This window comes from Pseudomonas sp. JUb52 (assembly GCF_004341115.1).
Lineage (GTDB): Bacteria > Pseudomonadota > Gammaproteobacteria > Pseudomonadales > Pseudomonadaceae > Chryseomonas > Chryseomonas oryzihabitans.
The window spans coordinates 21,973-44,891 of the sequence record NZ_SLYS01000004.1 but is presented as its reverse complement, the minus strand read 5'-3'; the positions used below and the strand labels follow the sequence as shown (position 1 = coordinate 44,891).

The 22,919-nt window shown below is 66.3% G+C and carries 18 protein-coding genes, 2 tRNA genes and 2 pseudogenes; 16 read left to right on the top strand and 6 right to left on the bottom strand.

Annotated features, from left to right (window positions below):
• The first annotated feature begins 46 nt into the window (after positions 1 to 46).
• The 4 genes and pseudogenes from EC839_RS08090 (at position 47) to EC839_RS24885 (ending at position 4,741) form a co-directional block, all read left to right on the top strand.
• On the top strand, positions 47 to 1,234 hold the full coding sequence (locus EC839_RS08090) for an ATP phosphoribosyltransferase regulatory subunit (RefSeq protein WP_007161152.1): 1,188 nt from the start codon (positions 47 to 49) through the stop codon (positions 1,232 to 1,234).
• A gap of 78 nt (positions 1,235 to 1,312) precedes the next feature.
• On the top strand, positions 1,313 to 2,608 hold the full coding sequence (locus EC839_RS08085; RefSeq protein ID WP_007161151.1) for an adenylosuccinate synthase: 1,296 nt from the start codon (positions 1,313 to 1,315) through the stop codon (positions 2,606 to 2,608).
• A gap of 12 nt (positions 2,609 to 2,620) precedes the next feature.
• A pseudogene (locus tag EC839_RS24890) lies at positions 2,621 to 3,883 on the top strand (HAMP domain-containing protein); the annotation flags it as partial.
• A gap of 186 nt (positions 3,884 to 4,069) precedes the next feature.
• Complete coding sequence (locus tag EC839_RS24885; RefSeq protein WP_371099686.1) at positions 4,070 to 4,741, top strand: methyl-accepting chemotaxis protein; 672 nt, start codon at positions 4,070 to 4,072, stop codon at positions 4,739 to 4,741.
• Between the two features lie 91 nt (positions 4,742 to 4,832).
• Here EC839_RS24885 and EC839_RS08075 read toward each other — a convergent pair.
• Together EC839_RS08075 and EC839_RS08070 are read right to left on the bottom strand one after the other, a co-directional pair.
• Positions 4,833 to 4,919: transfer RNA gene (locus EC839_RS08075), tRNA-Leu, on the bottom strand.
• Between the two features lie 112 nt (positions 4,920 to 5,031).
• A tRNA-Leu gene (locus EC839_RS08070) sits at positions 5,032 to 5,118 on the bottom strand.
• 209 nt (positions 5,119 to 5,327) lie between these two features.
• On the opposite strand from EC839_RS08070, the gene rnr reads away from it, so the two are divergent.
• From rnr to EC839_RS08020, 10 genes are all read left to right on the top strand, one after another.
• Positions 5,328 to 8,132 carry a ribonuclease R gene (gene rnr / locus EC839_RS08065; protein WP_007161149.1) on the top strand — a complete coding sequence of 935 codons (2,805 nt, stop codon included), beginning with the start codon at positions 5,328 to 5,330 and terminating at the stop codon, positions 8,130 to 8,132.
• On the top strand, positions 8,129 to 8,881 hold the full coding sequence (gene rlmB / locus EC839_RS08060; protein ID WP_007161148.1) for a 23S rRNA (guanosine(2251)-2'-O)-methyltransferase RlmB: 753 nt from the start codon (positions 8,129 to 8,131) through the stop codon (positions 8,879 to 8,881). The genes rnr and rlmB overlap by 4 nt, the downstream gene beginning before the upstream one ends.
• 129 nt (positions 8,882 to 9,010) lie before the next feature.
• Positions 9,011 to 9,385, top strand: a complete 375-nt coding sequence (locus EC839_RS08055; RefSeq protein ID WP_007161147.1) for a response regulator — start codon at positions 9,011 to 9,013, stop codon at positions 9,383 to 9,385.
• A 182-nt stretch (positions 9,386 to 9,567) separates the two neighbouring features.
• Positions 9,568 to 9,984, top strand: coding sequence for a 30S ribosomal protein S6 (gene rpsF, locus EC839_RS08050; protein WP_007161146.1), 417 nt, complete (start codon positions 9,568 to 9,570; stop codon positions 9,982 to 9,984).
• Positions 9,985 to 10,010: 26 nt separating this feature from the next.
• Positions 10,011 to 10,241 carry a 30S ribosomal protein S18 gene (rpsR, locus tag EC839_RS08045; RefSeq protein ID WP_007161145.1) on the top strand — a complete coding sequence of 77 codons (231 nt, stop codon included), beginning with the start codon at positions 10,011 to 10,013 and terminating at the stop codon, positions 10,239 to 10,241.
• Positions 10,242 to 10,276: 35 nt separating this feature from the next.
• Positions 10,277 to 11,167 carry a hypothetical protein gene (locus EC839_RS08040; protein WP_007161144.1) on the top strand — a complete coding sequence of 297 codons (891 nt, stop codon included), beginning with the start codon at positions 10,277 to 10,279 and terminating at the stop codon, positions 11,165 to 11,167.
• A 20-nt stretch (positions 11,168 to 11,187) separates the two neighbouring features.
• The gene (gene rplI / locus EC839_RS08035) at positions 11,188 to 11,634 is read left to right on the top strand and encodes a 50S ribosomal protein L9 (RefSeq protein WP_007161143.1); all 447 of its coding nucleotides are present in this window, start codon (positions 11,188 to 11,190) and stop codon (positions 11,632 to 11,634) included.
• A 149-nt stretch (positions 11,635 to 11,783) separates the two neighbouring features.
• Positions 11,784 to 13,178 (top strand): replicative DNA helicase, encoded by a 1,395-nt coding sequence (gene dnaB / locus EC839_RS08030; RefSeq protein ID WP_007161142.1) that lies wholly within the window; start codon positions 11,784 to 11,786, stop codon positions 13,176 to 13,178.
• The gene (locus tag EC839_RS08025) at positions 13,178 to 14,194 is read left to right on the top strand and encodes a D-alanine--D-alanine ligase (RefSeq protein ID WP_007161141.1); all 1,017 of its coding nucleotides are present in this window, start codon (positions 13,178 to 13,180) and stop codon (positions 14,192 to 14,194) included. The genes dnaB and EC839_RS08025 overlap by 1 nt, the downstream gene beginning before the upstream one ends.
• Before the next feature lie 79 nt (positions 14,195 to 14,273).
• Positions 14,274 to 15,755 carry a glucosyltransferase domain-containing protein gene (locus EC839_RS08020; RefSeq protein WP_007161140.1) on the top strand — a complete coding sequence of 494 codons (1,482 nt, stop codon included), beginning with the start codon at positions 14,274 to 14,276 and terminating at the stop codon, positions 15,753 to 15,755.
• A 104-nt stretch (positions 15,756 to 15,859) separates the two neighbouring features.
• On the opposite strand, the gene EC839_RS08015 is transcribed toward EC839_RS08020, so the two are convergent.
• The gene (locus EC839_RS08015; RefSeq protein WP_007161139.1) at positions 15,860 to 17,236 is read right to left on the bottom strand and encodes an amino acid permease; all 1,377 of its coding nucleotides are present in this window, start codon (positions 17,234 to 17,236) and stop codon (positions 15,860 to 15,862) included.
• Between the two features lie 444 nt (positions 17,237 to 17,680).
• On the opposite strand from EC839_RS08015, the gene EC839_RS08010 reads away from it, so the two are divergent.
• Positions 17,681 to 19,948, top strand: coding sequence for a YgiQ family radical SAM protein (locus EC839_RS08010; protein WP_007161138.1), 2,268 nt, complete (start codon positions 17,681 to 17,683; stop codon positions 19,946 to 19,948).
• 123 nt (positions 19,949 to 20,071) lie between these two features.
• Positions 20,072 to 20,527 (top strand): transposase, encoded by a 456-nt coding sequence (locus EC839_RS08005; protein WP_007161137.1) that lies wholly within the window; start codon positions 20,072 to 20,074, stop codon positions 20,525 to 20,527.
• A 140-nt stretch (positions 20,528 to 20,667) separates the two neighbouring features.
• Here the strand turns inward: EC839_RS08005 and EC839_RS08000 are convergent, their stop codons facing one another.
• From EC839_RS08000 to urtE, 3 genes and pseudogenes are all read right to left on the bottom strand, one after another.
• Positions 20,668 to 21,522 (bottom strand): shikimate dehydrogenase, encoded by an 855-nt coding sequence (locus EC839_RS08000; RefSeq protein ID WP_007161136.1) that lies wholly within the window; start codon positions 21,520 to 21,522, stop codon positions 20,668 to 20,670.
• 21 nt (positions 21,523 to 21,543) lie between these two features.
• Positions 21,544 to 21,969: pseudogene (aroQ, locus tag EC839_RS24485) on the bottom strand (type II 3-dehydroquinate dehydratase); the annotation flags it as partial.
• 146 nt (positions 21,970 to 22,115) lie between these two features.
• A complete protein-coding gene (urtE, locus tag EC839_RS07995; protein ID WP_007161135.1) occupies positions 22,116 to 22,814 on the bottom strand; it encodes an urea ABC transporter ATP-binding subunit UrtE in 699 nt (232 codons plus the stop codon).
• Positions 22,815 to 22,919: the final 105 nt, after the last annotated feature.

Below are 22,919 nucleotides of genomic sequence, written 5' to 3'. Positions count from 1 at the left end.
GACCTCGGCAGCCGCGTGCCGATCCATGACATGGAGAAGAGGCCTAATGGCTACGGTAGACCGCTGGCTGCTGCCTGACGGTATCGAGGAAATCCTGCCGCCCGACGCGGCGCGCATCGAAGGTGCTCGGCGTCGGGTGCTGGAACTGTTCCATTGCTGGGGCTACGAGTTCGTCATCACCCCGCACCTGGAATTCCTGGAATCGCTGCTCACCGGCGCGGCCAAGGAACTGGAACTGCGCACCTTCAAGGTGACCGATCCCAATTCCGGCCGCCTCATGGGCTTCCGCTCCGACATCACGCCCCAGGTGGCGCGCATGGAAGCCCATAGCCTCAAACAGCGCGGTCCGAGCCGACTGTGCTATGCCGGCAGCGTGCTGCATACCCGTCCCCGTGCCCTGTCCACCTCGCGCAGCCCGATCCAGGTCGGCGCCGAGCTCTATGGCGTGCCCGGCAGCGAAGGGGATCTGGAAGTTATCAGCCTGATGCTCGACGTGCTCGAACAGGCCCAGGTGCCCGACGTCCACATGGATCTGGGGCATGTGGGCATCTATCGCGGGCTGTGCCAGGCGGCCGGCGTCTCCGGCGCCAGCGAGCAGCAGCTGTTTGATGCCCTGCAGCGCAAGGCGGTCGACGAGATCGCCGAATTGACCGCCGACCTGCCCGCCGCCGAGCGCGGCTGGCTGCGGGCGCTGGTCGAACTCAGTGGCGATGCCGCGGTGCTCGAGCAGGCGCGGCAGCGCCTGGCGGGTGCGCCCGCGGGTGTCCTGCAGGCACTGGACGAGCTGATCGCCCTGGCCGATTCGCTCAAGGGGCGTTTCCCGGGCGTGCCGCTGTATTTCGATCTGGGCGAGTTGCGTGGTTATCACTACCACACCGGGGTGGTCTTCGCCGCCTTCGTGCCGGGCACCGGGCAATCCATCGCCCAGGGCGGTCGCTATGACAACATCGGCGCCGACTTCGGGCGTTCGCGTCCGGCCACCGGCTTTTCCACCGATCTGAAGACCCTCGTCGAGCTGGGCACCGCCGTGCTTGACGAGCCGCGCCGCGGCATCTGGGCGCCGGCGGGCGATGCGCCGGTGCTCTGGCAGGCCGTGCGCGAATTGCGTGCCGCGGGCGAGCGGGTGGTCCAGGCCACCGCTCATGACGACGCGGACCAGCTGCACAGCTCGGGCTGCGATCGCCGCCTGATCGAGCAGCAGGGCGCCTGGGTCGTGGTGCCCTTGAATTCCTAAACACCGGATCTGGCATCCGGGTGAACGTGAGCATCGTCGGCCTGGCCGACAGAAATCTTCCTGACAGGGGATAAGGTTATGGGTAAGAACGTCGTCGTCCTGGGCACCCAGTGGGGTGATGAGGGCAAGGGCAAGATCGTGGACCTGCTGACCGACCAGGCCGCTGCCGTGGTGCGTTATCAGGGCGGCCACAACGCCGGCCATACGCTGGTCATCGATGGTCAGAAGACCATCCTGCGGCTGATTCCCTCGGGCATCCTGCGCGCCGACACCCAGTGCCTGATCGGCAATGGCGTGGTGCTCTCGCCGGAAGCCCTGTTCAAGGAAGTCGGCGAGCTGGAAGCCCGCGGCGTGCCGGTGCGCGAGCGCCTGCGCATCAGCTCGGCCTGCTCGCTGATCCTGCCCTATCACGTGGCCCTGGATCAGGCGCGCGAGAAGGCGCGCGGCGAAGCCAAGATCGGCACTACCGGTCGCGGCATCGGCCCGGCCTACGAAGACAAGATCGCCCGTCGCGGTCTGCGCGTCGGCGATCTGTTTCACCCCGAGCGTTTCGCCGTCAAGCTCAAGGAAGTGCTGGACTACCACAACTTCGTCCTGCAGAACTACTTCAACGAGCCGCCGGTGGACTTCCAGAAGACCTACGACGAGGCCATGGAACACGCCAAGGTCATGCAGCCGCTGGTCATGGACGTCGTCAGCCGTCTGCACGAGCTGCGCAAGGCCGGTGAGAACCTGATGTTCGAAGGCGCCCAGGGCACCCTGCTGGACATCGACCACGGTACCTATCCCTTCGTCACCAGCTCCAACACCACCGCCGGTGGCGTGGCGACCGGTTCCGGCGTGGGTCCGCTGTACCTGGACTACATCCTCGGCATCACCAAGGCCTACACCACCCGTGTCGGCTCCGGTCCCTTCCCGACCGAGCTGTTCGACGAAACCGGTGCCTACCTGGCCAAGCAGGGCCACGAATTCGGCTCCGTGACCGGCCGTCCGCGCCGTTGCGGCTGGTTCGATGCCGTCATCCTGCGCCGCTCCATCGAGATCAACAGCATCTCCGGTCTGTGCCTGACCAAGCTGGACGTGCTCGACGGTCTGGACACCGTGCGCATCTGCACCGGTTACAAGGATGCCGCCGGCAACCTGCTGACCGAGGCGCCCACCGACGCCGACAGCTACATCGGTCTGCAGCCGGTCTACGAAGAGATGCCGGGCTGGAGCGAATCCACCGTGGGTGCCCAGAGTCTCGAGGCGCTCCCGGCCAACGCCCAGGCTTACATCCGCCGCATCGCCGAGCTGGTCGAGGCGCCGATCGACATCGTCTCGACCGGTCCGGATCGCAAGGAAACCATCGTGCTGCGCCATCCTTTCGCCTGATGCGCTAAAAGGATGCAGCCGGAAAAGCCCCGCCCCGCGGGGCTTTTCCATTTCTGGCGGGCGAAAGACGCTGGTAGGCCGGGGACGGCCGCTGGTCCGAAATGGCCAGCATATTGCTATGACTATTTACGGCTGAGCCTCCAGCTCCCCTCGAGCTGGCCGACAGCCTGTAAATGTCCCTTGCCGCTGGAGACCTCCATGTCGTTTCTCTTGTCGCTGCTGCGCAGTCGCCTGTTGCTGCCGGTATTCATCAGTCTTTTGCTCGCGGTCATGCTCCAGGTAGCCCTGGCGCTGTGGCTGACCCAGGATGCGGTGAAGGGGCTGCAGTCAGGTCTGGCCACCCGCCTTTCCGGCGAGTCCGAGCAGCTCGCCGACACCCTGCGCCAGGCCGGGGGCGAGGTGGATGGCAGTCTTGCCGAGCTGGCGGGGCAGACCCGTGCGCGGCTGGCCGAGGGGCTTGCGCAGCGCCTGGCGCGCGAGCGGCAGCAGGTGGGTGAGACCCTGACCGCTACCCTCAAGAGCAACGCGCAGAATCTGGCCGAGCTGCTTGCGGGCGTCGCGCCCAAGGCGATGTGGGACGCCGATGTGCCGGCCCTGTCCGACCTGGCGCGGCGGGCGCAAGGCAATCCCGAGGTGCTCTTCGTGGTCTTCCAGGACGCCCAGGGCCAGAATCTGACCCGCTATCTCAATCGCCAGGACGAGCGCGTGGCCCGCCTGCTCGCCGTGGGTCAGGGCGAGGGCGCCCTGGCCAAGGTGCTGGATGCCGCGACCCGGGATCCTTCGGTCTATCGCGTGGATGCCTCCATCAGTCCCAATGGCGTGGAGATCGGCAAGGTGGTGGTGGGCTTTTCCACCCAGACCATCGAGCGCACCGGCGCGGCTCTGGACAAGAGTTTCAAGACCCTGATCGACGACGCCGGCGGTCTGGTCTCCAGCAGCGTGACGGCCGCGGCCAAGGGCAGTGCGGCGACCCTGGCGACGCGCCTGGAAGACACGCGCCAGGCTGCCCTGGCCATGAGTCGCAATGCCGGTGAAACGGTCGCCACCCTGGCGGGCGCGCTGCGCTGGCAGATCGCCCTGGGGCTGATCGGGGTCGGCGTGGTGATGGTCGTGGCCGTGGCGCTGGTGCTGGGGCGGCGGGTGCTGCGGCGGATCGGCGTGCTGCAGCGGGCATTGGACGATCTGGCAGCCGGGGAAGGGGATCTCACCCGCCGCCTGCAACTGGGGCAGGGCGATGAGATCCAGGCGCTGGGTGGTGCGGTCGATCGCTTCCTGGCCAAGCTGCAGCCGCTGGTGGGTGAGGCCCATGGCGTCGCGGCGCGTACCGGCGAGGAAATCCGCGGCCTGGCCGGCAGCAGTGCCACCGCCGAAGCGGCGGCGTTGCGCCAACGCGAAGAGGTGGCGCGCAGTCTGGAGGCCTTGTCCGGCATCGCCGCGGAAGCCCAGGGCGAAAGTCAGGCCATGCAGGGCGCCCTGCAGCAGGTGGAGGCCATTCGCAGTTCCACCCAGAGCAATGCCCGCATCGCCACCGAGGTGGCCGAAGGTATCGAGGGGCTGGTGACCCAGGTCGAGTCCGGCGCCCAGGTGATCGAGCGGCTGGCCGCGCAAAGCGAGCAGATCGAGGTGGTGCTGGACGTGATCCGCGGCATCGCCGAGCAGACCAACCTGCTGGCGCTCAATGCGGCCATCGAGGCGGCCCGGGCCGGCGAGAGCGGACGTGGCTTCGCGGTGGTCGCCGACGAGGTGCGGGCGCTGGCCAGCAAGACCCAGGAATCCACCGGCAGCATCCGGACGCACATCGCCGGTCTGCAGGAAGGCGCGCGCGAAGCTGTCGCCGCCATAGGCGCGGCGCGCCAGCAGGCCGGCAGCGGGTTGGCGGTGCTGCGCGACAGCAAGCGCATCCAGCAGGATGTCCACCGCGCTGTGGATCAGGTGCATGCCAGCATGACCACGGCTGCCCAGGCGGCCCAGCGTCAGGCGGAGGGCGCCGCGGCGGTGCGCCAGCGGGTCGAGGTCATCCATGGCGAGACGCTGCGCGCAGCCGAATCGGTGGCGGCCACTGCGCACAGCAGTCGGACTCTGGCGGAGCTGGCCGCCCAGTTGCGCGGCAGTCTGGGGCAGTTCAAGGCGTAGGAGAGGGCCCCACGCCTTTTCGCAGGCAAGAAAAAACCGGCCGAAGCCGGTTTTTTCTGTTGCGTCCGATCTGGGATCGTCCGCTTGGTATTGGTGCCCAGGAGAAGACTCGAACTTCCACGGTGTTGCCACCGCTAGGACCTGAACCTAGTGCGTCTACCAATTCCGCCACCTGGGCCTGCAGTGCGACTTCTGGCCGCTTCCCGTCGCCCTTGCGGGTTTCAGGATTAAAAAACCGGCTAGTGCCGGCTTTTCGTCGACCGATCTGCAAATCGATCGACTATAATGAGTGGTGCCCAGGAGAAGACTCGAACTTCCACGGTGTTGCCACCGCTAGGACCTGAACCTAGTGCGTCTACCAATTCCGCCACCTGGGCACTCAAGGCGATGATTGCTCATCTCCGGCGTCGTGATTGCTCACGGCGTCGTGGGGCGGCACTTTACTCAGGGGGCGTTTGCTTGTAAACCCCTGCTGTGAAAAATATTTTATTGAGCATGCCAGGCTAACTATTGCGTGGTTTTCACGTTTCAATAGGCGCCATGGCAGTTCCTACCGAACCAAGACACAGAAGGTAACCCCAGACTGATGGCCGATTGGCAATCCCTCGATCCCGAGGCCGCCCGGGAAGCGGAAAAGTACGATAACCCCATTCCGAGTCGCGAACTCATTCTGGCTCATCTCGCCGATCGCGGCGCCCCGGCCACACGGCCACAGCTCGCCGAAGAATTCGGTCTTGTCACCGAGGACCAGCTCGAAGCCCTGCGGCGCCGCATGCGCGCCATGGAGCGCGACGGTCAGGTGATCTACACCCGCCGCGGTGCCTATGCGCCCATCGACAAGCTGGACCTGGTGCGTGGCCGCATCGCCGGCCATCGCGATGGCTTCGGCTTCCTGATCCCCGACGACGGCAGCGACGACCTCTTCCTCAGTCCGGCGCAGATGCGCCTGGTGTTCGATGGCGACATCGCCCTGGCGCGGGTTGCCGGCCATGATCGGCGCGGTCGTCGCGAAGGCGGTCTGGTCGAGGTGGTCACCCGGGCGCACGAGTCCCTGGTCGGGCGCTTCTTCCAGGAGAGCGGCCTGGCCTACGTGGTGCCGGACAATCCCAAGATCGGTCAGCAGGTGCTGGTGCCCGAGGGCAAGCACGGCGGCGCCGCCCACGGCCAGTTCGTGCAGGTGCGCATCGACGAGTGGCCCACCACCTTCCGCCAGGCCCAGGGCGAAGTGGTCGAGATCCTGGGCGACTACATGGCGCCGGGCATGGAGATCGAGGTCGCCCTGCGCAGCTACGACATCCCCAACGAATGGCCCAAGGCCGTCGAGAAGGAGGCCGCCAAGCTCAAGCCCGAGGTGGAGGAGAAGGACAAGCAGAAGCGCATCGATCTGCGCCAGCTGCCTTTCGTGACCATCGATGGCGAAGACGCCCGCGACTTCGACGATGCCGTCTATGCCGAGGCCAAGAAATCCGGCGGCTGGCGGCTGTACGTGGCCATCGCCGACGTCTCCCACTACGTCAAGGTCGGCTCGGCGCTGGATGCCGAGGCGGAAAAGCGCGGCAACTCGGTGTACTTTCCCGAGCGGGTGATTCCCATGCTGCCGGAGGCGCTCTCCAACGGCCTCTGCTCGCTCAATCCCCAGGTCGATCGCCTGGCCATGGTCTGCGAGATGACCATCGCCGCTTCCGGGCGCATGACCGGCTACCAGTTCTACGAAGCGGTCATCCACTCCCATGCCCGTCTGACCTACAACAAGGTCTCGGCGGTGCTGGAACAGCCCAAGTCGGCCGAAGGCAAGCAGTTGCGCAAGCAGCTTGGCGACGTGGTGCCGCACCTGGAGCAGCTCTACAGCCTGTACAAGGTGCTGCTGGCCGCTCGTCATGTGCGCGGCGCCATCGATTTCGAGACCCAGGAAACGCGCATCGTCTTTGGCGCCGATCGCAAGATCTCGGAGATCCGTCCGACCCAGCGCAACGATGCCCACAAGCTGATCGAGGAGTGCATGCTGTGCGCCAACGTGGCCACCGCCAAGTTCCTCGAAAAGCACAAGGTGCCGGCCCTCTACCGGGTGCACGAGGCGCCGCCGCTGGAAAAGCAGACCAATCTGCGCCAGTTCCTGGGTGAGATGGGACTGTCGCTGACCAAGGGCAAGGCCAATCCGGTGCCGTCGGACTACCAGGCACTGCTGCAGCAGATCCGCGAGCGGCCGGATTTCCGGCTGATCCAGACGGTGATGCTCAGGTCCCTGAGTCAGGCGGTCTACAGCCCGGACAACAACGGTCACTTCGGTCTCAACTACGAGGCCTACACACATTTCACCTCGCCGATCCGGCGCTATCCGGATCTGCTGGTGCACCGGGCGATCCGCAGCGTCATCCGCTCCAAGCTGGAGACCAAGCACGTCAAGCGCGCGGGTGCGACGAGCATGGCCAAGGCGCGCATCTATCCCTATGACGAGTTGCGCCTGGATCAGCTCGGTGAGCAGTGCTCGATGACCGAGCGCCGAGCTGACGAAGCCACGCGGGACGTGTCCAACTGGCTCAAGTGCGAGTTCATGAAGGATCGCGTCGGCGAAACCTATGCCGGCGTCATCACCGCGGTGACCGGCTTCGGCCTGTTCGTCGAGCTGTCCGAAGTCTTTGTCGAGGGCCTGGTGCACGTCACCGCGCTGCCGGACGACTACTACCATTTCGACAGCGTCCATCATCGCCTCTCCGGCGAGCGCAGTGGGCGCAGCTATCGCCTGGGCGATCCCATCGAGGTGGTGGTGGCTCGGGTCGACCTGGACGAGCGCAAGATCGACTTCGTGCTGCCAGCCTCGGCCGGCGCGCCGCGAGTCCGTGAAGAGCGCGAGCCGCGCCGCAAGCGTGACAGTCGCGGTCGCCGCCGCGAGGCGCCGGCAGCGGAAGATCAGGCCGTCGCCCCGACGCCGGAAGCCCCGGCCACCTCGGTGTCGCCGGAGTTGCTGGAGCAGGCCGACAAGCTGCTGGGCAACACCGACGTCAAGCGCAGTCGCGCGGTGAAGCAGGCGCTGCTAGCGGAAGCCAAGGTGGAGGGCGGCAAGCCCAAGGCCAAGGGCAAGTCCGGCGGTCAGGACAAGGCCGGCGCCCAGGGGCAGACCACGGCCCAGGGCAAGGCTGCCAAGGGCAAGGCCAGTGCCACGGCCAAGGCGCGTACCGCTCCGGCGAAGCGTCAGGCATCGGGTGCCGCCGCTGAAGGCGCCGCCGCGGTGGAAGCCAAGGTCAAGAAGGCCAAGGCCGCTGCCGCCAAGAAGAAGTCGACAGCCAAGCCCAAGGCCGAAGGCCAGGCTCAGGCCGCGGCCAAGAGCAGGACCAAGGCCAAGGCCAAGAAGCCTCATCGCAAGGGCCAGGCGCGCCCCAAGGATGACGCATGAGCCAGCTGGAAACCGTCTACGGTATCCACGCCGTGGAAGCGCTGCTGCGCTTCCACCCGCGGCGGGTGAAGCAGCTCTGGATCGCCGAAGGGCGCCGTGAGCCGCGGGTCGAGGCCCTGCTGGAGCTGGCCGCCGGTCAGCGCCTGGCGGTGGAAACCAAGCCGCGGGCGCTGCTCGACGAGCTGGCCGAGGGCGTGCACCAGGGCGTGGTGGCCCAGGTCAGCCCCAGCCAGGTCTGGGGCGAGGCCATGCTCGAGGAGTTGCTCGACCGGGCCGAAGGTCCGCCGCTGCTGCTGGTGCTCGATGGCGTGACCGATCCGCACAACCTCGGCGCCTGCCTGCGCAGCGCCGATGCTGCCGGAGCCCTGGCGGTGATCGTGCCCAAGGACAAGTCGGCCACCCTGACCGCCGTGGTGCGCAAGGTCGCCTGTGGCGCCGCCGAGGTGCTGCCGCTGGTGGCCGTCACCAACCTGGCGCGGACCCTGGAAAAACTGCAGAAGCGTGGCCTGTGGATCGTCGGGACCGCCGGTGAGGCGACCCAGGAGATCTATGACGTCGACATGAGTGGGCCGACCGTGGTGGTCATGGGGGCCGAGGGCAAGGGCATGCGCCGGCTGACCCGCGAGCATTGCGATCATCTGGCCCGGCTGCCCATGGCCGGCAGTGTCAGCAGTCTCAACGTTTCGGTGGCGACCGGGGTCTGCCTGTTCGAGGTCGTGCGTCAAAGACGCGCCTCTGCGCCCAGCTAGCCCGCGCTAAGAAACGTCTGGGTACCGACGCAGCGCGTATCGCACTATACGAATCGCGCTGCAGTGCGCAGAATATCGGCCTCGCTCCGGGAATGCCGGGGCGAGGCCTGTCAACAAGAGGACGCCCGCGTGAGTCAGGAGATCCAGGAGCCGGTAGGCTTGCGAGTGCTGCTCGTCGAAGACGATGCCACGCTGCGCATGCTGACCACCGAAGTCATCGAAGAGCTGGACCATCAGGTCACGGCCGTCGCCTCGGCGGAGGCCGCCCTCGAGTTGCTGCCGCAACGCGAACACGATGTGCTGTTCACCGATATCGGGCTGGGCGGCATGTCCGGCATCGAGTTGACCCGCCGCGCCCTGGCGATGGATCCGACGCTGCGCATCGTCGTCGCCTCGGGTTATGCCTTCGAGCGCGAGCCGGGCATGGAAGCGCGGGTCGGGGTGCTGATCAAGCCCTATGACCTGAACAAGATCCGCCAGGCCCTGGCCGACGTGCAACGCTGAGTGCCTGGGGCTGCCCGGCGGTCGCGTCGGTCATGCCTGCGGTTGCGCCCTCCGGCGCCCTTCTCTAGAATGTCGCCCCTTGCCCGGAGTGCGTCCGCATTCCGCAGGGCAAGTCATCCGAACTATTCACTCCTTGTCTGACCGCGTTTCCGCGGCAGGCTGCAACCCGTAAGGAGCATTAAATGCGTCATTACGAAGTCGTGTTCCTGGTTCATCCGGACCAGAGCGAACAGGTGGGCGGCATGGTCGAGCGCTACACCAAGGCTATCGAAGAAGACGGTGGCAAAGTCCATCGCCTGGAAGACTGGGGCCGTCGTCAGCTGGCTTACGCCATCGACAACGTTCACAAGGCTCACTATGTACTCATGAACATCGAGTGCAGCGCCAAGGCCCTGGCCGAGCTGGAAGACAACTTCCGCTACAACGACGCCGTGATCCGCAACATGATCCTGCGCCGTGACGAGGCCGTCACCGGTCAATCCGAGATGCTCAAGGCCGAAGAAAACCGCAACGAGCGTCGCGAGCGTCGCGAGCGTCCTGCCGAGTCCGAGTCCGAGTCCGCCGAAGGCAACTCCGACGACGCCGACAGCGCCGAGTAATCTGGATCTAGCGAGGAATCATTGTCATGGCACGTTTCTTCCGTCGTCGTAAGTTCTGCCGTTTCACCGCCGAAGGCGTGAAAGAGATCGACTACAAGGATCTCAACACCCTGAAGGCCTACGTCTCCGAAACCGGCAAGATCGTCCCGAGCCGTATCACTGGCACCAAGGCCAAGTACCAGCGTCAGCTGGGTACCGCCATCAAGCGTGCCCGTTACCTGGCCCTGCTGCCCTACACCGACAGTCACGGTCGTTGATCGACGCCTGATCACGAATAACGGATAAACACGGCATGCGGCCTCTGGCTGAGTTCATCATGCGCGGCCGTACTCAAGCCACCCTCGTGGTGGTGCTGGGTGCAGTCGTGCCGCTGCTGTACTGGATGACCGCTGCCGGTGGCAGCCTGGTGCTGTTGCGCCGGGGACCTGCCGCGGCGGCCGGGGTGCTGGTCTGGGCCCTGCTGCCAGCGCTGTTCTGGCTGTATCTGGGTGATGCCAGCATCGTGCTGGTGTTGCTGGGTTCGACGCTGCTGGCGGCCATCTTGCGCCAGAGTCTGTCCTGGACCCGGGTGCTGTTGGCCAGTGTCCCCCTGGGCCTGGTCTTCGCCCTGGTGCTGGGCCAGGTCTATGCCGAGGGCATCGCGCAACTGGCGGAGGAAATCCGTCGGTTGCTGCCCCAGGTGTTGGGCCCGAGCGCGGCGCAGTTGCCGCCGGAAAAGCAGGCGCAGTTGCAGCAGTTGCTGCTGCCCGTGCTGACCGGCCTGATGGCGGCGTTCTTCCAGATCACCTGCCTGCTGTGCCTGATGCTCGGGCGCTACTGGCAGGCGGCGCTGTACAACCCCCAGGGGTTCGGTCGCGAATTTCGCGCCCTGCGTCTGCGTCCGGCCATCGCGCTCGGCCTCCTGGCCCTTCTGGTGCTGGCGCCGAACCTGGGCAGTGGGCTTGGCCTGCTGACCCCGCTGTGCAGCGTGCCGCTGGCCTTTGCCGGCATCGCCCTGCTGCACGGGCTGGTGGCGGCGAAGCGCCTGGCAGGATTCTGGCTGGTGGGGCTGTACGTGACGCTGTTGCTGTTCGGGCAGCTGATCTATCCGTTGTTGGTGATTCTGGCTGTGATCGATAGCTTGTTCGATTTCCGTGGGCGGTCCGCGCAAGAGCCGCAGGGGCCCGCGGACGGTGAAGGTTAAAAGTTAAGAGGAAAGACTCAATGGATGTCATCCTGCTGGAAAAGATCGCCAACCTGGGCAACCTGGGCGACAAAGTGAACGTCAAGGGCGGTTACGCCCGTAACTTCCTGCTGCCGCAGGGCAAGGCTACCGCAGCCACCGCTGCCAACGTCGAGGCTTTCGAAGCTCGTCGCGCCGAGCTCGAGAAGCAGGCTGCCGAGAAGAAGGCCGAGGCTGATGCCCGTGCCGCCAAGCTGGCCGACCTGACCGTTACCATCGCCGCCAACTCCGGCGACGAAGGCAAGCTGTTCGGTTCCATCGGCACCCGCGACATCGCCGAAGCCGTCAGCGCCGCCGGCGTTGAGCTGGACAAGAGCGAAGTTCGCCTGCCCAACGGCGCCCTGCGCAGCGTTGGCGAATACGATGTCGAAGTGCACCTGCACACCGACGTCGAAGCCACCGTCAAGGTCGTCGTCGTCGCTGAATAAGCGCGCCGTCGCCTGACTGGCGGACTTGCGCCCCCGCGCCGGTCTGTCGACAATCGGGCACGTCATTGCCAAGGCAGTGACGTGCCCTTTGTCTTTTCTGCCCTATCGAAATCATTTCGCCGCCCGCAATGGGGGCCCAAGACCTGCGCATGAACGAGATTTCCCTGCCCGAGCAGTACGATCTGCAGACCGCTGCCCTCAAGGTCCCGCCGCATTCCATCGAGGCCGAACAGGCCGTGCTGGGTGGTCTGATGCTGGACAACAACGCCTGGGAGCGCGTGCTCGATCAGGTGTCCGATGGCGACTTCTATCGCCACGACCACAGACTCATCTTTCGCGCCGTGGCCCGTCTGGCCGAGCGCAACCAGCCGTTCGACGTGGTGACCCTGTCCGAACAGCTGGACAACGAAGGTCAGCTGCCCCAGGTGGGCGGCCTGGCCTATCTAGCCGAGCTGGCCAAGAACACCCCCTCGGTGGCCAACATCAAGGCCTATGCGCAGATCGTCCGCGAGCGGGCCACCCTGCGCCAGCTGATCGGCATCAGCGCCGACATCGCCGACAGCGCCTACAACCCGGAAGGCCGCGGCGCCAACGAGCTGCTCGACGAAGCCGAGCGCAAGATCTTCGAGATCGCCGAGGCGCGGCCGAAGTCCGGCGGGCCGGTCGGGGTCAACGACATCCTGACCAAGGCCATCGACCGCATCGATACCCTGTTCAACTCCAGCGACGCCATCACCGGCGTGTCCACCGGCTTCGCCGACCTAGACGAAAAGACCAGCGGCCTGCAGCCGGCCGACCTGATCATCGTCGCCGGCCGTCCGTCCATGGGCAAGACCACCTTCGCCATGAACCTGGTGGAGAACGCGGTGCTGCGCACCGACAAGGCGGTGCTGGTGTTCTCCCTGGAGATGCCCGCCGACTCCATCGTGCTGCGGATGCTCTCGTCCCTCGGCCGCATCGACCAGACCAAGGTGCGCTCCGGCAAGCTGGACGACGACGACTGGCCGCGGCTGACCTCGGCGGTCAACCTGCTCAACGACCGCAAGCTGTTCATCGACGACACCGCCGGCATCAGTCCTTCGGAAATGCGCGCCCGCACCCGGCGCCTGGTGCGCGAGCACGGCGACCTGGCGCTGATCATGGTCGACTACCTGCAGCTGATGCAGATCGGTGGCAGCAGCGGCGAGAACCGGACCAACGAGATTTCCGAGATCTCCCGCTCGCTCAAAGGCCTGGCCAAGGAATTCAACTGCCCGGTAGTGGCGCTCTCCCAGCTCAACCGCTCGCTGGAACAGCGGCCGAACAAGCGCCCGGTGAACTCCGACCTGCGTGAATCGGGCGCCATCGAGCAGGACGCCGACGTCATCATGTTCGTCTACCGGGACGAGGTGTACCACCCAGAGACCGAGTACAAGGGTGTGGCGGAAATCATCATCGGCAAGCAGCGTAACGGTCCGATCGGCACCACGCGGCTGGCCTTCATCGGTAAATACACCCGGTTCGAGAATCTCGCGCCCGGCAGCTACGTTTTCGAGGACGAATGATGGTCAAGGACAAGCTGAAGATCGCGGTCCTGCTCGGCGGCACCAGCGAAGAACGCGACGTGTCCATCGCCAGCGGTGCCCAGGTGGTGGCGGCGCTGCGCCGGCGTGGGCATCAGGTGGTGACCGTGGACACCGCCCTGGGGCTGCTCGATGAAGACGCCGAGCGCGCCCTGCTGGAAGCCCGGGTGGGCCTCGAGCCGCCGGAGCGGACCGCCCTGGTGCGGATGCGCGGCCAGGATGCCGGCGCGGTGCTCAGCCGCGCCCAGCTGGGCGACCAGGATCTGCTGTTCCTCGCCCTGCACGGCGGCACCGGCGAGAACGGCACCCTGCAGACCCTGCTCGACCTGGCCGAATTGCGCTACACCGGCAGCGGCCGGGTGGGCAGCGCCGTGGCCATGGACAAGGACCTCAGCAAGCGGCTGTTCCGGGCCGCTGGCGTACCCACCGCCGACTGGCTGATGGCTCCGGTGGAGGCCGCGACCGTGGCCGACACCCTGGGCTTTCCGGTGATCGTCAAACCCAGCCAGCAGGGCTCCACCGTGGGCCTCAGCAAGGTCAACCGCGCCGAGGACCTGCAGCCGGCCATCGAACTGGCGCTGCGCTATGACCGCGAGGTGATGATCGAGCGTTTCGTCGCCGGGCGCGAGCTGACCGTGGGCGTGCTGGGCGACCAGCCACTGGCGGTGGGCGAGATCGTCCTCGGCCAGAGTGGCGTGTTCGACTACACCAGCAAATACCAGCCCAAGGGAGCGGTGGAAGTCTTTCCGGCCGAGGTCTCCGCGGAGATCGCCGAGGAAGCGCGCCGGCTGGCCCTGGCCGCGCATCGGGCGCTCAAGCTCGACGGCTACAGTCGCGCCGACTTCCGCCTGGACGCCGAGGGACGGCTCTGGTGTCTGGAGGTCAACACGCTGCCGGGCATGACCGCCACCAGTCTACTGCCGCAATCGGCCGCGGCCATGGGCATCGACTTCGACGAACTCTGCGAGCGCATCTGCCGGCTGGCGCTGCAGGACTGACCCCACGCAGCCGGCGCCGCTATCGCTTCGGGCGGTGGCGGCTGCGTCCAGTGTCGAAGCCAGGCTCGGATCCACCACCATGCCTCAGACGCTGACCCCGGTGCAGACCCGGGCGCTGTTCTTTTCCGCACTGCTGCTGTTCGTCCTGCCCTTCATCCTGGTCGACTTTCCTTATGTCGACGACAACTGGCGCATCCAGTTGGAGAACGGCCCAGAGTGGCGCCAGCAGGGAAGGGTGCTCACCGAGCTCTTCTACCGGCTGCTGACCTTCAGTGGCAGCACCCTCAACCTCTTTCCCCTGCCGCTGCTGATCGCCTGCGCCGCCGCGACCTGGGCCCTGACCGATCTGGCCCGCCACTGCTTCGGCGCGCCGCGACCGACCCAGTGCCTGGCCCTGCTGCCGCTGTGGTTCTCGCCGTTCTGGCTGGGCAACCTGACCTACCAGTACGACGGCCCGACCATGGCCCTGAGTCTGGTGGCGGTGATCTATGCGGCGATCTTTCGTAGTCGTCACACCGTGCTGGCGCTGCTGGTGCCGGCGGCGCTGCTGGCGGCGGCCATTGCTTTCTACCAGGTGGCGCTCAATGTCTTCGTCGGCCTCTGCTGCCTGGAATTCATCCGCGCCGTGCAACGCCGCGAGGCCCCAGCGCAGGCCCTGCGCCTGGTGCTGCGCCAGGGCCTGCAGCTGCTGCTGGGGTGCGCCCTCTACTTCCTCACCGCCTATCAGCTGATGGCGACCACGCGACACGCCGGTGTGGGTGGCCAGGTGCTGCCCCAGCTCTGGCATCGGCTGGGCGAGGTGCTGCAGAGCGTCGGCCTGCTGGTCACCGCCGGCAATCTCTGGCTGTGGTGGCTGTTTGGTGGGCTGGCGGCGATCTGCTATGGCCTGGGCGGCCTGACCTATGCCCGCGCCTATGGTCGGCGGGCGCTGCTGCCCCTGCTGCTGTACGGCGCGACCCTGCCGGTGCTGGCCGCCTGCGTGGCCGGCATCACCCTGCTGTTCAGCGATTTCATCCTCGAGGCGCGCACCCTGATGGGCCTGGCGGTCATCCTGACCCTGGCCCTGCTGCTGGCCCACGACCTGCTGGAGCGCCTCCAGCCACGGCTGACCTGGCTGCTGGTGCTGCCGGTGCTGTGGATGCTGTCGCTGGCCTATGCCTATGGCCAGGTGCTCTCGGCGCAAAAGACCTTCGAGCGCGGTTTCGTCCAGGAACTGCACCATGACCTCAGCAGCCTTCCGGAGCTGCGGTCGCTCAAGCGCCTGCTCTGGACCGGGGGGGCGCTGGAAGTGGCCTGGCTGCCGCTGGCACAGAAGACCTTCGAGCAGGTGCCGGTGCTGCCCTTCATCCTCGGCCTGTCGCCGGGCAACTTCATGATCGCCGAACGCCTGCTGGATCTGGGGGTGATCGACGATGCCGACAGCGACAGCTGCAGCCAGCGGGTGGCCGTGCCCGGTGCCGCCATGCGACTGGTGGACAATCGCTTCTACGACATCTGGGCGGTGGGCGAGGACGGCTGCATCATCATGAAGCCGCAGCGGCCCTGGGTGCCGTTCGAGTAGAGGGGTAGGTTGGGCTGAGCACCGCGAAGCCCAACAGCGGTGGTCGAGTTGGGCAGTGTTGGGCTTCGACGATGGAGCCGTCTCAGCCCAACTACCCGTAGCGATCAGCCGCGGCGCAGCCGGTAGCAGAGGAACAGGAAGGCCAGCCAGACCGGGATGGCATAGACCGAGACCGCGATGCCGGGGATGCGCAGCATCAGCACCAGGATCATGCCGACGAAGGCCAGGCACAGCCAGTTGGCAAAGGGCGACCAGAAGGCCGGGAAGTGCGAGGTGCGCCCGGCCTGGCGCTGCGCGGCGCGGAATTTCAGGTGGGTCAGGCTGATCAGCGCCCAGGCGATCACCAGCGAGGCCACCACCAGCGACATCAGCAGCTCCAGGGCATTCTGCGGCAGCAGGTAGTTGACCACCACGCAGAGCAGGGTCACCGCCGAGGACACCGCGATGCCCAGCAGCGGCACGCCACGGCGATTGGTGCGTAGCAGGGCGCGCGGGGCGTCGCCCTGTTCCGCCAGGCCGTAGAGCATGCGGCTGGTGCAGTAGACGCCGCTGTTGTAGACCGACAGCGCCGCGGTCAGCACCACGAAGTTGAGCAGGTGGGCGGCGGTGTCGCTGCCGAGCAGGGCGAAGGTCTGCACGAAGGGACTGCCGGCGTAGTCGTCACCGCCGGCGCCGATGCTGCGCACCAGTTCGTCCCAGGGGTGCAGCGACAAGAGGATGGTCAGGGCGCCGACATAGAAGATCAGGATGCGCCAGACCACCTGGTTGATGGCCTTGGGGATCACGCTGCGCGGCTGGTCGGCTTCGGCGGCGGTGATGCCCACCAGTTCCAGGCCGCCAAAGGAGAACATGATGATCGCCAGCACGGCGAACAGACCGCTCCAGCCGTTGGGCAGGAAGCCGCCATGACTCCAGAGATTGCTCACCGAGGCCTCGGGACCGCCGCTGCCACTGACCAGCAGCCAGAGCCCGAAGGCCATCATGCCGAGGATGGCCACCACCTTGATCAGCGCGAACCAGAATTCGGTCTCGCCGAAGGCCTTCACGTTGAACAGGTTGATGGCGTTGACCAGCACGAAGAACACCAGGGCGCTGGCCCAGGTCGGCACCTCGGGCCACCAGTACTGCACGTACTTGCCCACCGCGGTGAGCTCCGACATGCCCACCAGCACATAGAGCACCCAGTAGTTCCAGCCGGAGAGAAAGCCCGGGAAGCGGCCCCAGTAGCGACTGGCGAAGTGACTGAAGGAGCCAGCGACGGGCTCCTCGACGATCATCTCGCCGAGCTGGCGCATGATCAGGAAGGCGATGAAGCCGGCGATGGCATAGCCGAGGATCATGGCCGGACCGGCGGATTTCAGCACCCCGGCCGAGCCGAGGAACAGACCGGTGCCGATGGCTCCGCCGAGGGCGATCAGCTGGATATGACGATTCTTCAGGCCGCGCTGCAACTGGCCGGCGGCGGGTTGGGGCTGGGACATGGACGGGGGCGTCTCGGTGGTGAAGGGGAGCGGGCGGCTATGGTAGCACTCCTGTCGAGTTGGGCCGCTGAGTGGGCTTTCCCTCACCCCGTCCCTCTCCCGGAGAGAGGGGGAAGAGCATGCTGCCGTTGGGTAGCGTTCCTCGGTCCTCTCTGGGGAGGAGGGGCAGCTACGCGTGGACAAAGCTGCGCCGTTGTCCACCCTACGGCTGAAGGGCATTGCCGATGGGCTTCCCTAGCCCCGATCCTCTCCCCAAGGGAGCGGGGGACGAATAGATGCGCGGGGTGCTTTTGTCCCCTCTCCCTCGGGGAGAGGGTTGGGGTGAGGGCGGGGCCCAGAGCCACCGTCGATAGCCAAAGGCAATCGATGTCCGGGGGCTGAACTGGTCATTTTTTGTGCTATTCTTCGCGCCCTCCTGAAAACCCCCCTTTCCCGGAAGCTGCCATGCAAGCCGCCACGCCGCTGTTCGACTATCCGAAATACTGGGCCGAGTGCTTTGGTCCTGCACCCTTCCTGCCCATGAGTCGGGCGGAGATGGAGCAACTCGGCTGGGACAGCTGCGACATCATCATCGTCACCGGGGACGCCTACGTCGATCACCCGTCCTTTGGCATGGCCATCATCGGTCGGCTGCTGGAGGCCCAGGGCTTCCGCGTGGGCATCATCGCCCAGCCGGACTGGCAGTCGAAGGACGATTTCATGAAGCTCGGCGAGCCGAATCTGTTCTTCGGGGTGGCCGCGGGCAACATGGACTCCATGATCAACCGCTACACCGCGGACAAGAAGGTCCGTTCCGACGATGCCTATACCCCGGGCAACGTCGCCGGCAAGCGACCGGATCGCGCCAGCCTGGTCTACAGCCAGCGCTGCAAGGAGGCCTACAGCCACGTGCCGATCGTGCTCGGCGGCATCGAGGCCTCGCTGCGCCGGATCGCCCACTACGACTACTGGCAGGACAAGGTCCGCCGCTCGATCCTGATGGACGCCACCGCCGACATCCTGCTCTATGGCAACGCCGAGCGGGCGGTGGTGGAGATCGCCCAGCGCCTGTCGCGTGGCGAGCGCGTCGAGTCCATCACCGATGTGCGCGGCACCGCCTTCATCCGTCGTGATACCCCCGAGGGCTGGTTCGAGGTCGATTCGACCCGCATCGACCGCCCCGGTCGCGTCGACAAGATCATCAATCCCTATGTGAACACCCAGGACACCGAGGCCTGCGCCATCGAGCAAGCCAAGGGTGAGGTTGAGGATCCCAACGAAGCCAAGGTGGTGCAGTTGCTGGAAAGCCCGCGCATGACCCGCGACAAGACGGTGATCCGCCTGCCGTCCTTCGAGAAGGTGCGCAACGACCCGGTGCTCTATGCCCACGCCAACCGCGTGCTGCACCTGGAAACCAACCCGGGCAACGCCCGGGCGCTGGTGCAGCGGCATGGCGACGTGGACGTCTGGATCACGCCGCCGCCCATTCCCATGACCACCGAGGAAATGGACTACGTGTTCGGCATGCCCTATGCGCGCGTGCCGCACCCGGCCTATGGCAAGGAAAAGATCCCGGCCTACGAGATGATCCGTTTCTCGGTGAACATCATGCGTGGCTGCTTTGGTGGCTGCACCTTCTGCTCCATCACCGAGCACGAAGGCCGGATCATCCAGAATCGCTCCCATGACTCGATCATCCGCGAGATCGAGGAGATGCGCGACAAGGTACCGGGCTTCACCGGCGTGGTCTCGGACCTCGGCGGGCCGACCGCCAACATGTACCGCATCGCCTGCAAGGATCCGGAGATCGAGCGCCACTGCCGCAAGCCGTCGTGCGTGTTCCCCGGCATCTGCGAGAACCTCAACACCGATCACTCGTCCTTGATCGAGCTCTACCGCAAGGCGCGGGCACTGCCGGGGGTGAAGAAGATCCTGATCGCCTCGGGGCTGAGATACGACCTGGCCGTGGAATCGCCCGAGTACGTCAAGGAACTGGTCACCCACCATGTCGGCGGTTACCTGAAGATCGCGCCCGAGCACACCGAGCGCGGTCCGCTGGACAAGATGATGAAGCCCGGCATCGGCAGCTACGACCGCTTCAAGCAGATGTTCGAGAAGTACACCAAGGAGGCGGGCAAGGAGCAGTACCTGATCCCGTACTTCATCGCCGCGCATCCGGGTACCACGGACGAGGACATGATGAACCTCGCCCTCTGGCTCAAGCGCAACGGCTTCCGTGCGGACCAGGTGCAGGCCTTCTATCCCTCGCCGATGGCCACCGCCACGGCCATGTACCACTCGGGCAAGAATCCGCTGCGCAAGGTCACCTACAAGAGCGATGGCGTGACCATCGTCAAGAGCGACCAGCAGCGCCGCCTGCACAAGGCCTTCCTGCGTTACCACGATCCCAAGGGCTGGCCGATGCTGCGCGAGGCGCTCAAGGAGATGGGCCGTGCCGACCTGATCGGGCCGGGCAAGCACCAGCTGATCCCGGCCACCCAGCCGGTGGGCGACACCGGTTACCAGAGCGCGCGACGCAAGAATTCCACCCCGGTGGGCAGCAAGAAGGTCGGCACCGGCGCTGGGCGCATCCTGACCCAGCACAACGGCCTGCCGCCCCGCGCCAGCGACGGCAGCAAGGCCTGGGACAAGGGCCAGGAAGGCCAGGCCGCCGGCTACGCCAAGGGCGGTCCGCGCAAGAAGTCGCGGCGCCAGCCGAACATGCCGCGGTAAGCTCTTTTGATCGCGGCCATGGCGGTCCGCCGATGCGGCCGCTCCTACAGTAATGCCTAAACCTGTAGGAGCAGCCCATGGCCGCGATAGCTCCTGATTGTCTTCATCACTCAAGGACGAGCGATGTCATCACGTCATGCGGCGCTGCGCAGGGGTCGTGTTTCTCTGCCTGGCCAGCTGTATCTCCTTACCGCCACGACCGTGGAACGCCAGCCGCTTTTTTCCGATTTTCATCTGGCGTGCACGGCTGCCCGTACCTTTAGCGATCCTTGTCTGCTCAATGACGCCAGGCTGCTTGCCTGGGTGTTGATGCCGGATCACGTTCACTGGCTCATCGCGCTTGGCGAGCGTTTCAGCCTGGACGAGCTGGTGCTCCGTCTCAAATCAGCAAGCGCACGTCGGGTCAATGCGATCCGCAATACCAAAGGGGCTGTGTGGGCATCGGCCTATCATGACCATGGTCTGAGAGCCGAAGAAGATGTCCAGGCGGTGGCGCGGTACATCGTCGCCAATCCGGTAAGGGCGGGGTTGGTGAAGCGGGCGCGTGATTATCCGTTTTGGGATGCAGTGTGGTTGTAGCTCGTGCCACAAGGGCTTATCGCGGCCATGGGCCGCTCCTACAGAAACACCATTACCTGTAGGAGCGGCCCATGGCCGCGATAAGAGGATAGGCTCTCAAGCTGGCCGCCTCGGCGGACCGCCATGGTCGCGATAGAGGACTAGTCGCGCAATTCGGCGAAATGGGCCTGCATGCGTTCGGCGTCAGCGGTACGGCCGCTGAAGAGTTCGAAGGCCTTGACCGCCTGGAACACGGCCATGGTGCCGCCGTCCAGGGTGCGGCAGCCGAGGGCGCGGGCCTGGCGCAGCAGTTCGGTTTCCAGCGGGAAGTAGATGATCTCGGCGACCCACAGGCCGGGGTGCAGCAACTCGGCCGGCAGAGGCATGCCGGGCAGCTTGGCCATGCCCACCGGCGAGGTGTTGACCAGGCCATCGGCGGCAGCTACCGCGGCGGCCCGGTCGGTGCCGACCGCGGCGCGCCCGGGGCCGAAGTGGCGGGTCAGGTTGTCCACCAGCGCCTGGGCGCGCTCGGCCTCGACGTCGAAGATGAACAGCTGGTCGACGCCCTCGGCGAGCAGGGCGTGGGCCACGGCGCTGCCGGCGCCGCCAGCGCCCAGTTGCACCACCAGGCGCTTGGACACGTCCGGCAGGCCACGACGAAAGCCTTCGGCGAAGCCCAGGCAGTCGGTGTTGTGGCCCACGGTGCGGCCGTCGGCCAGCACCACGGTGTTCACCGCGCCGATGCCGCGTGCCTCGGGGGAGAGGTCGTCGAGCAGCGGGATGATCGCCTGCTTGCAGGGAAAGGTGATGTTGAGACCGGTGAAGCCGGTGCGCTGGGCGGCCTGCAGCAGTTCGGGCAGGGCGTCGGCGGAGAGGCCGAGCACGTCCAGGTCGATCAGGCGGTAGAGGTATCTGAGGCCCTGGGCGTCGCCTTCGCGTTCGTGCATGGCGGGCGTCAGCGAAGCCTGGATGCCGGCGCCGATGAGGCCGGCGAGAACGGATTTGGGTGCGGTCATGGCGTTAGTTTCCTGGTGGGCGAGGAGGGCGCTGATGGCGGCTCGATACCCCTGGCTGCCGAGGCCGCAGATGACGCCGACGGCGATGCCCGAGACATAGGAATGGTGACGGAAGGCTTCGCGGCGATGCACGTTGGACAGGTGCACCTCGTAGACCGGCAACTCGCTGGCCACCAGGGCGTCGCGCAGGGCCACCGAGGTGTGGGTCCAGGCGGCGGGATTGATCACCACCCCGGCATAGGCGCCGCGGGCCGCGTGGATCCAGTCGAGCAATTCGCCTTCATGGTTGGTCTGGCGGAAATCCACCTCGTACCCCTCGGCGGCGGCGGTTTCGGCACACAGCCGGGCGACGTCGGCCAGGGTCTCGTGGCCGTAGGTGGCGGGTTCGCGGGTGCCGAGCAGGTTGAGGTTGGGTCCGTTGAGGACCAGGATGCGACGGGAGGACATGACAGCCTTCTCTCTTGGGGTCTTGCCGGGCAGGCGCTGCCCGGCGCTGGAGAGAAAATGTACCAGTCGGTTAATTTCGTCAATCGAGGCGAACGGGCGGGCGGCCGGGCAGGCGGCGGAAGCGTTCGATTATCGACCTTGGTGGCTCAGATCGCCACCAGTCCCCGTACCCCTTCGGCCTCCATGTCGGCGCCGCGACCGCGCTGGACGATCTCGCCACGGGACATCACCAGATAGCCGTCGGCCAGCTCGCTGGCGAAGTCGTAGAACTGCTCCACCAGCAGGATGGCCATGTCGCCACGCTTGGCGAGGTGGGCGATGACGGTGCCGATCTCCTTGATCACCGAGGGCTGGATGCCTTCGGTGGGTTCGTCGAGGATCAGCAGCCGCGGGCGGCTGGCCAGGGCGCGGCCGATGGCCAGTTGCTGCTGCTGGCCGCCGGAGAGGTCGCCGCCGCGGCGCTGGCGCATCTGCCGCAGCACGGGGAAGAGTTCGTAGATGGACTCGGGCACCTCGCGGGCCTCGCGGGCGGGAAAGCGCGACAGGCCCATGAGCAGATTTTCCTCGACGGTGAGGCGCGGAAAGATCTCGCGGCCCTGGGGCACGTAGGCGATGCCGGCTTGCACGCGCTGGTGCGGCTTGCGACTGGCGATGTCCTGGCCTTCCCAGGTGACGCTGCCGCGCTTGGCCGGGATCAGGCCCATGAGACAGCGCAGCAGGGTGGTCTTGCCGACGCCGTTGCGGCCGAGCAGGCTGGTGACCTCGCCGATGGGCGCGTCGAAGGACAGGCCACGCAGGATGTGGCTGCCGCCGTAGTACTGATGGAGTTCGTTGACCTGGAGCATGGGGGCCTCGGGAAGGTTCTATCGCGGCCATGGGCCGCTCCTACGGATAGGGTGCCGCTCGTGGCCATGGCGGTTCACCGATGTGACTGCTCCAGGTAGGAGCGG

What these genes read in the sequence shown, in the direction of transcription:
- EC839_RS08090 (WP_007161152.1), top strand. Translation starts at nt 47, where the DNA reads ATGGCTACGGTAGACCGCTGGCTGCTGCCTGACGGTATCGAGGAAATC.
- EC839_RS08085 (WP_007161151.1), top strand. Translation starts at nt 1,313, where the DNA reads ATGGGTAAGAACGTCGTCGTCCTGGGCACCCAGTGGGGTGATGAGGGC.
- EC839_RS24885 (WP_371099686.1), top strand. Translation starts at nt 4,070, where the DNA reads ATGCAGGGCGCCCTGCAGCAGGTGGAGGCCATTCGCAGTTCCACCCAG.
- rnr (WP_007161149.1), top strand. Translation starts at nt 5,328, where the DNA reads ATGGCCGATTGGCAATCCCTCGATCCCGAGGCCGCCCGGGAAGCGGAA.
- rlmB (WP_007161148.1), top strand. Translation starts at nt 8,129, where the DNA reads ATGAGCCAGCTGGAAACCGTCTACGGTATCCACGCCGTGGAAGCGCTG.
- rpsF (WP_007161146.1), top strand. Translation starts at nt 9,568, where the DNA reads ATGCGTCATTACGAAGTCGTGTTCCTGGTTCATCCGGACCAGAGCGAA.
- rpsR (WP_007161145.1), top strand. Translation starts at nt 10,011, where the DNA reads ATGGCACGTTTCTTCCGTCGTCGTAAGTTCTGCCGTTTCACCGCCGAA.
- EC839_RS08040 (WP_007161144.1), top strand. Translation starts at nt 10,277, where the DNA reads ATGCGGCCTCTGGCTGAGTTCATCATGCGCGGCCGTACTCAAGCCACC.
- rplI (WP_007161143.1), top strand. Translation starts at nt 11,188, where the DNA reads ATGGATGTCATCCTGCTGGAAAAGATCGCCAACCTGGGCAACCTGGGC.
- dnaB (WP_007161142.1), top strand. Translation starts at nt 11,784, where the DNA reads ATGAACGAGATTTCCCTGCCCGAGCAGTACGATCTGCAGACCGCTGCC.
- EC839_RS08025 (WP_007161141.1), top strand. Translation starts at nt 13,178, where the DNA reads ATGGTCAAGGACAAGCTGAAGATCGCGGTCCTGCTCGGCGGCACCAGC.
- EC839_RS08020 (WP_007161140.1), top strand. Translation starts at nt 14,274, where the DNA reads ATGCCTCAGACGCTGACCCCGGTGCAGACCCGGGCGCTGTTCTTTTCC.
- EC839_RS08015 (WP_007161139.1), bottom strand. Translation starts at nt 17,236, where the DNA reads ATGTCCCAGCCCCAACCCGCCGCCGGCCAGTTGCAGCGCGGCCTGAAG.
- EC839_RS08010 (WP_007161138.1), top strand. Translation starts at nt 17,681, where the DNA reads ATGCAAGCCGCCACGCCGCTGTTCGACTATCCGAAATACTGGGCCGAG.
- EC839_RS08005 (WP_007161137.1), top strand. Translation starts at nt 20,072, where the DNA reads ATGTCATCACGTCATGCGGCGCTGCGCAGGGGTCGTGTTTCTCTGCCT.
- EC839_RS08000 (WP_007161136.1), bottom strand. Translation starts at nt 21,522, where the DNA reads ATGACCGCACCCAAATCCGTTCTCGCCGGCCTCATCGGCGCCGGCATC.
- urtE (WP_007161135.1), bottom strand. Translation starts at nt 22,814, where the DNA reads ATGCTCCAGGTCAACGAACTCCATCAGTACTACGGCGGCAGCCACATC.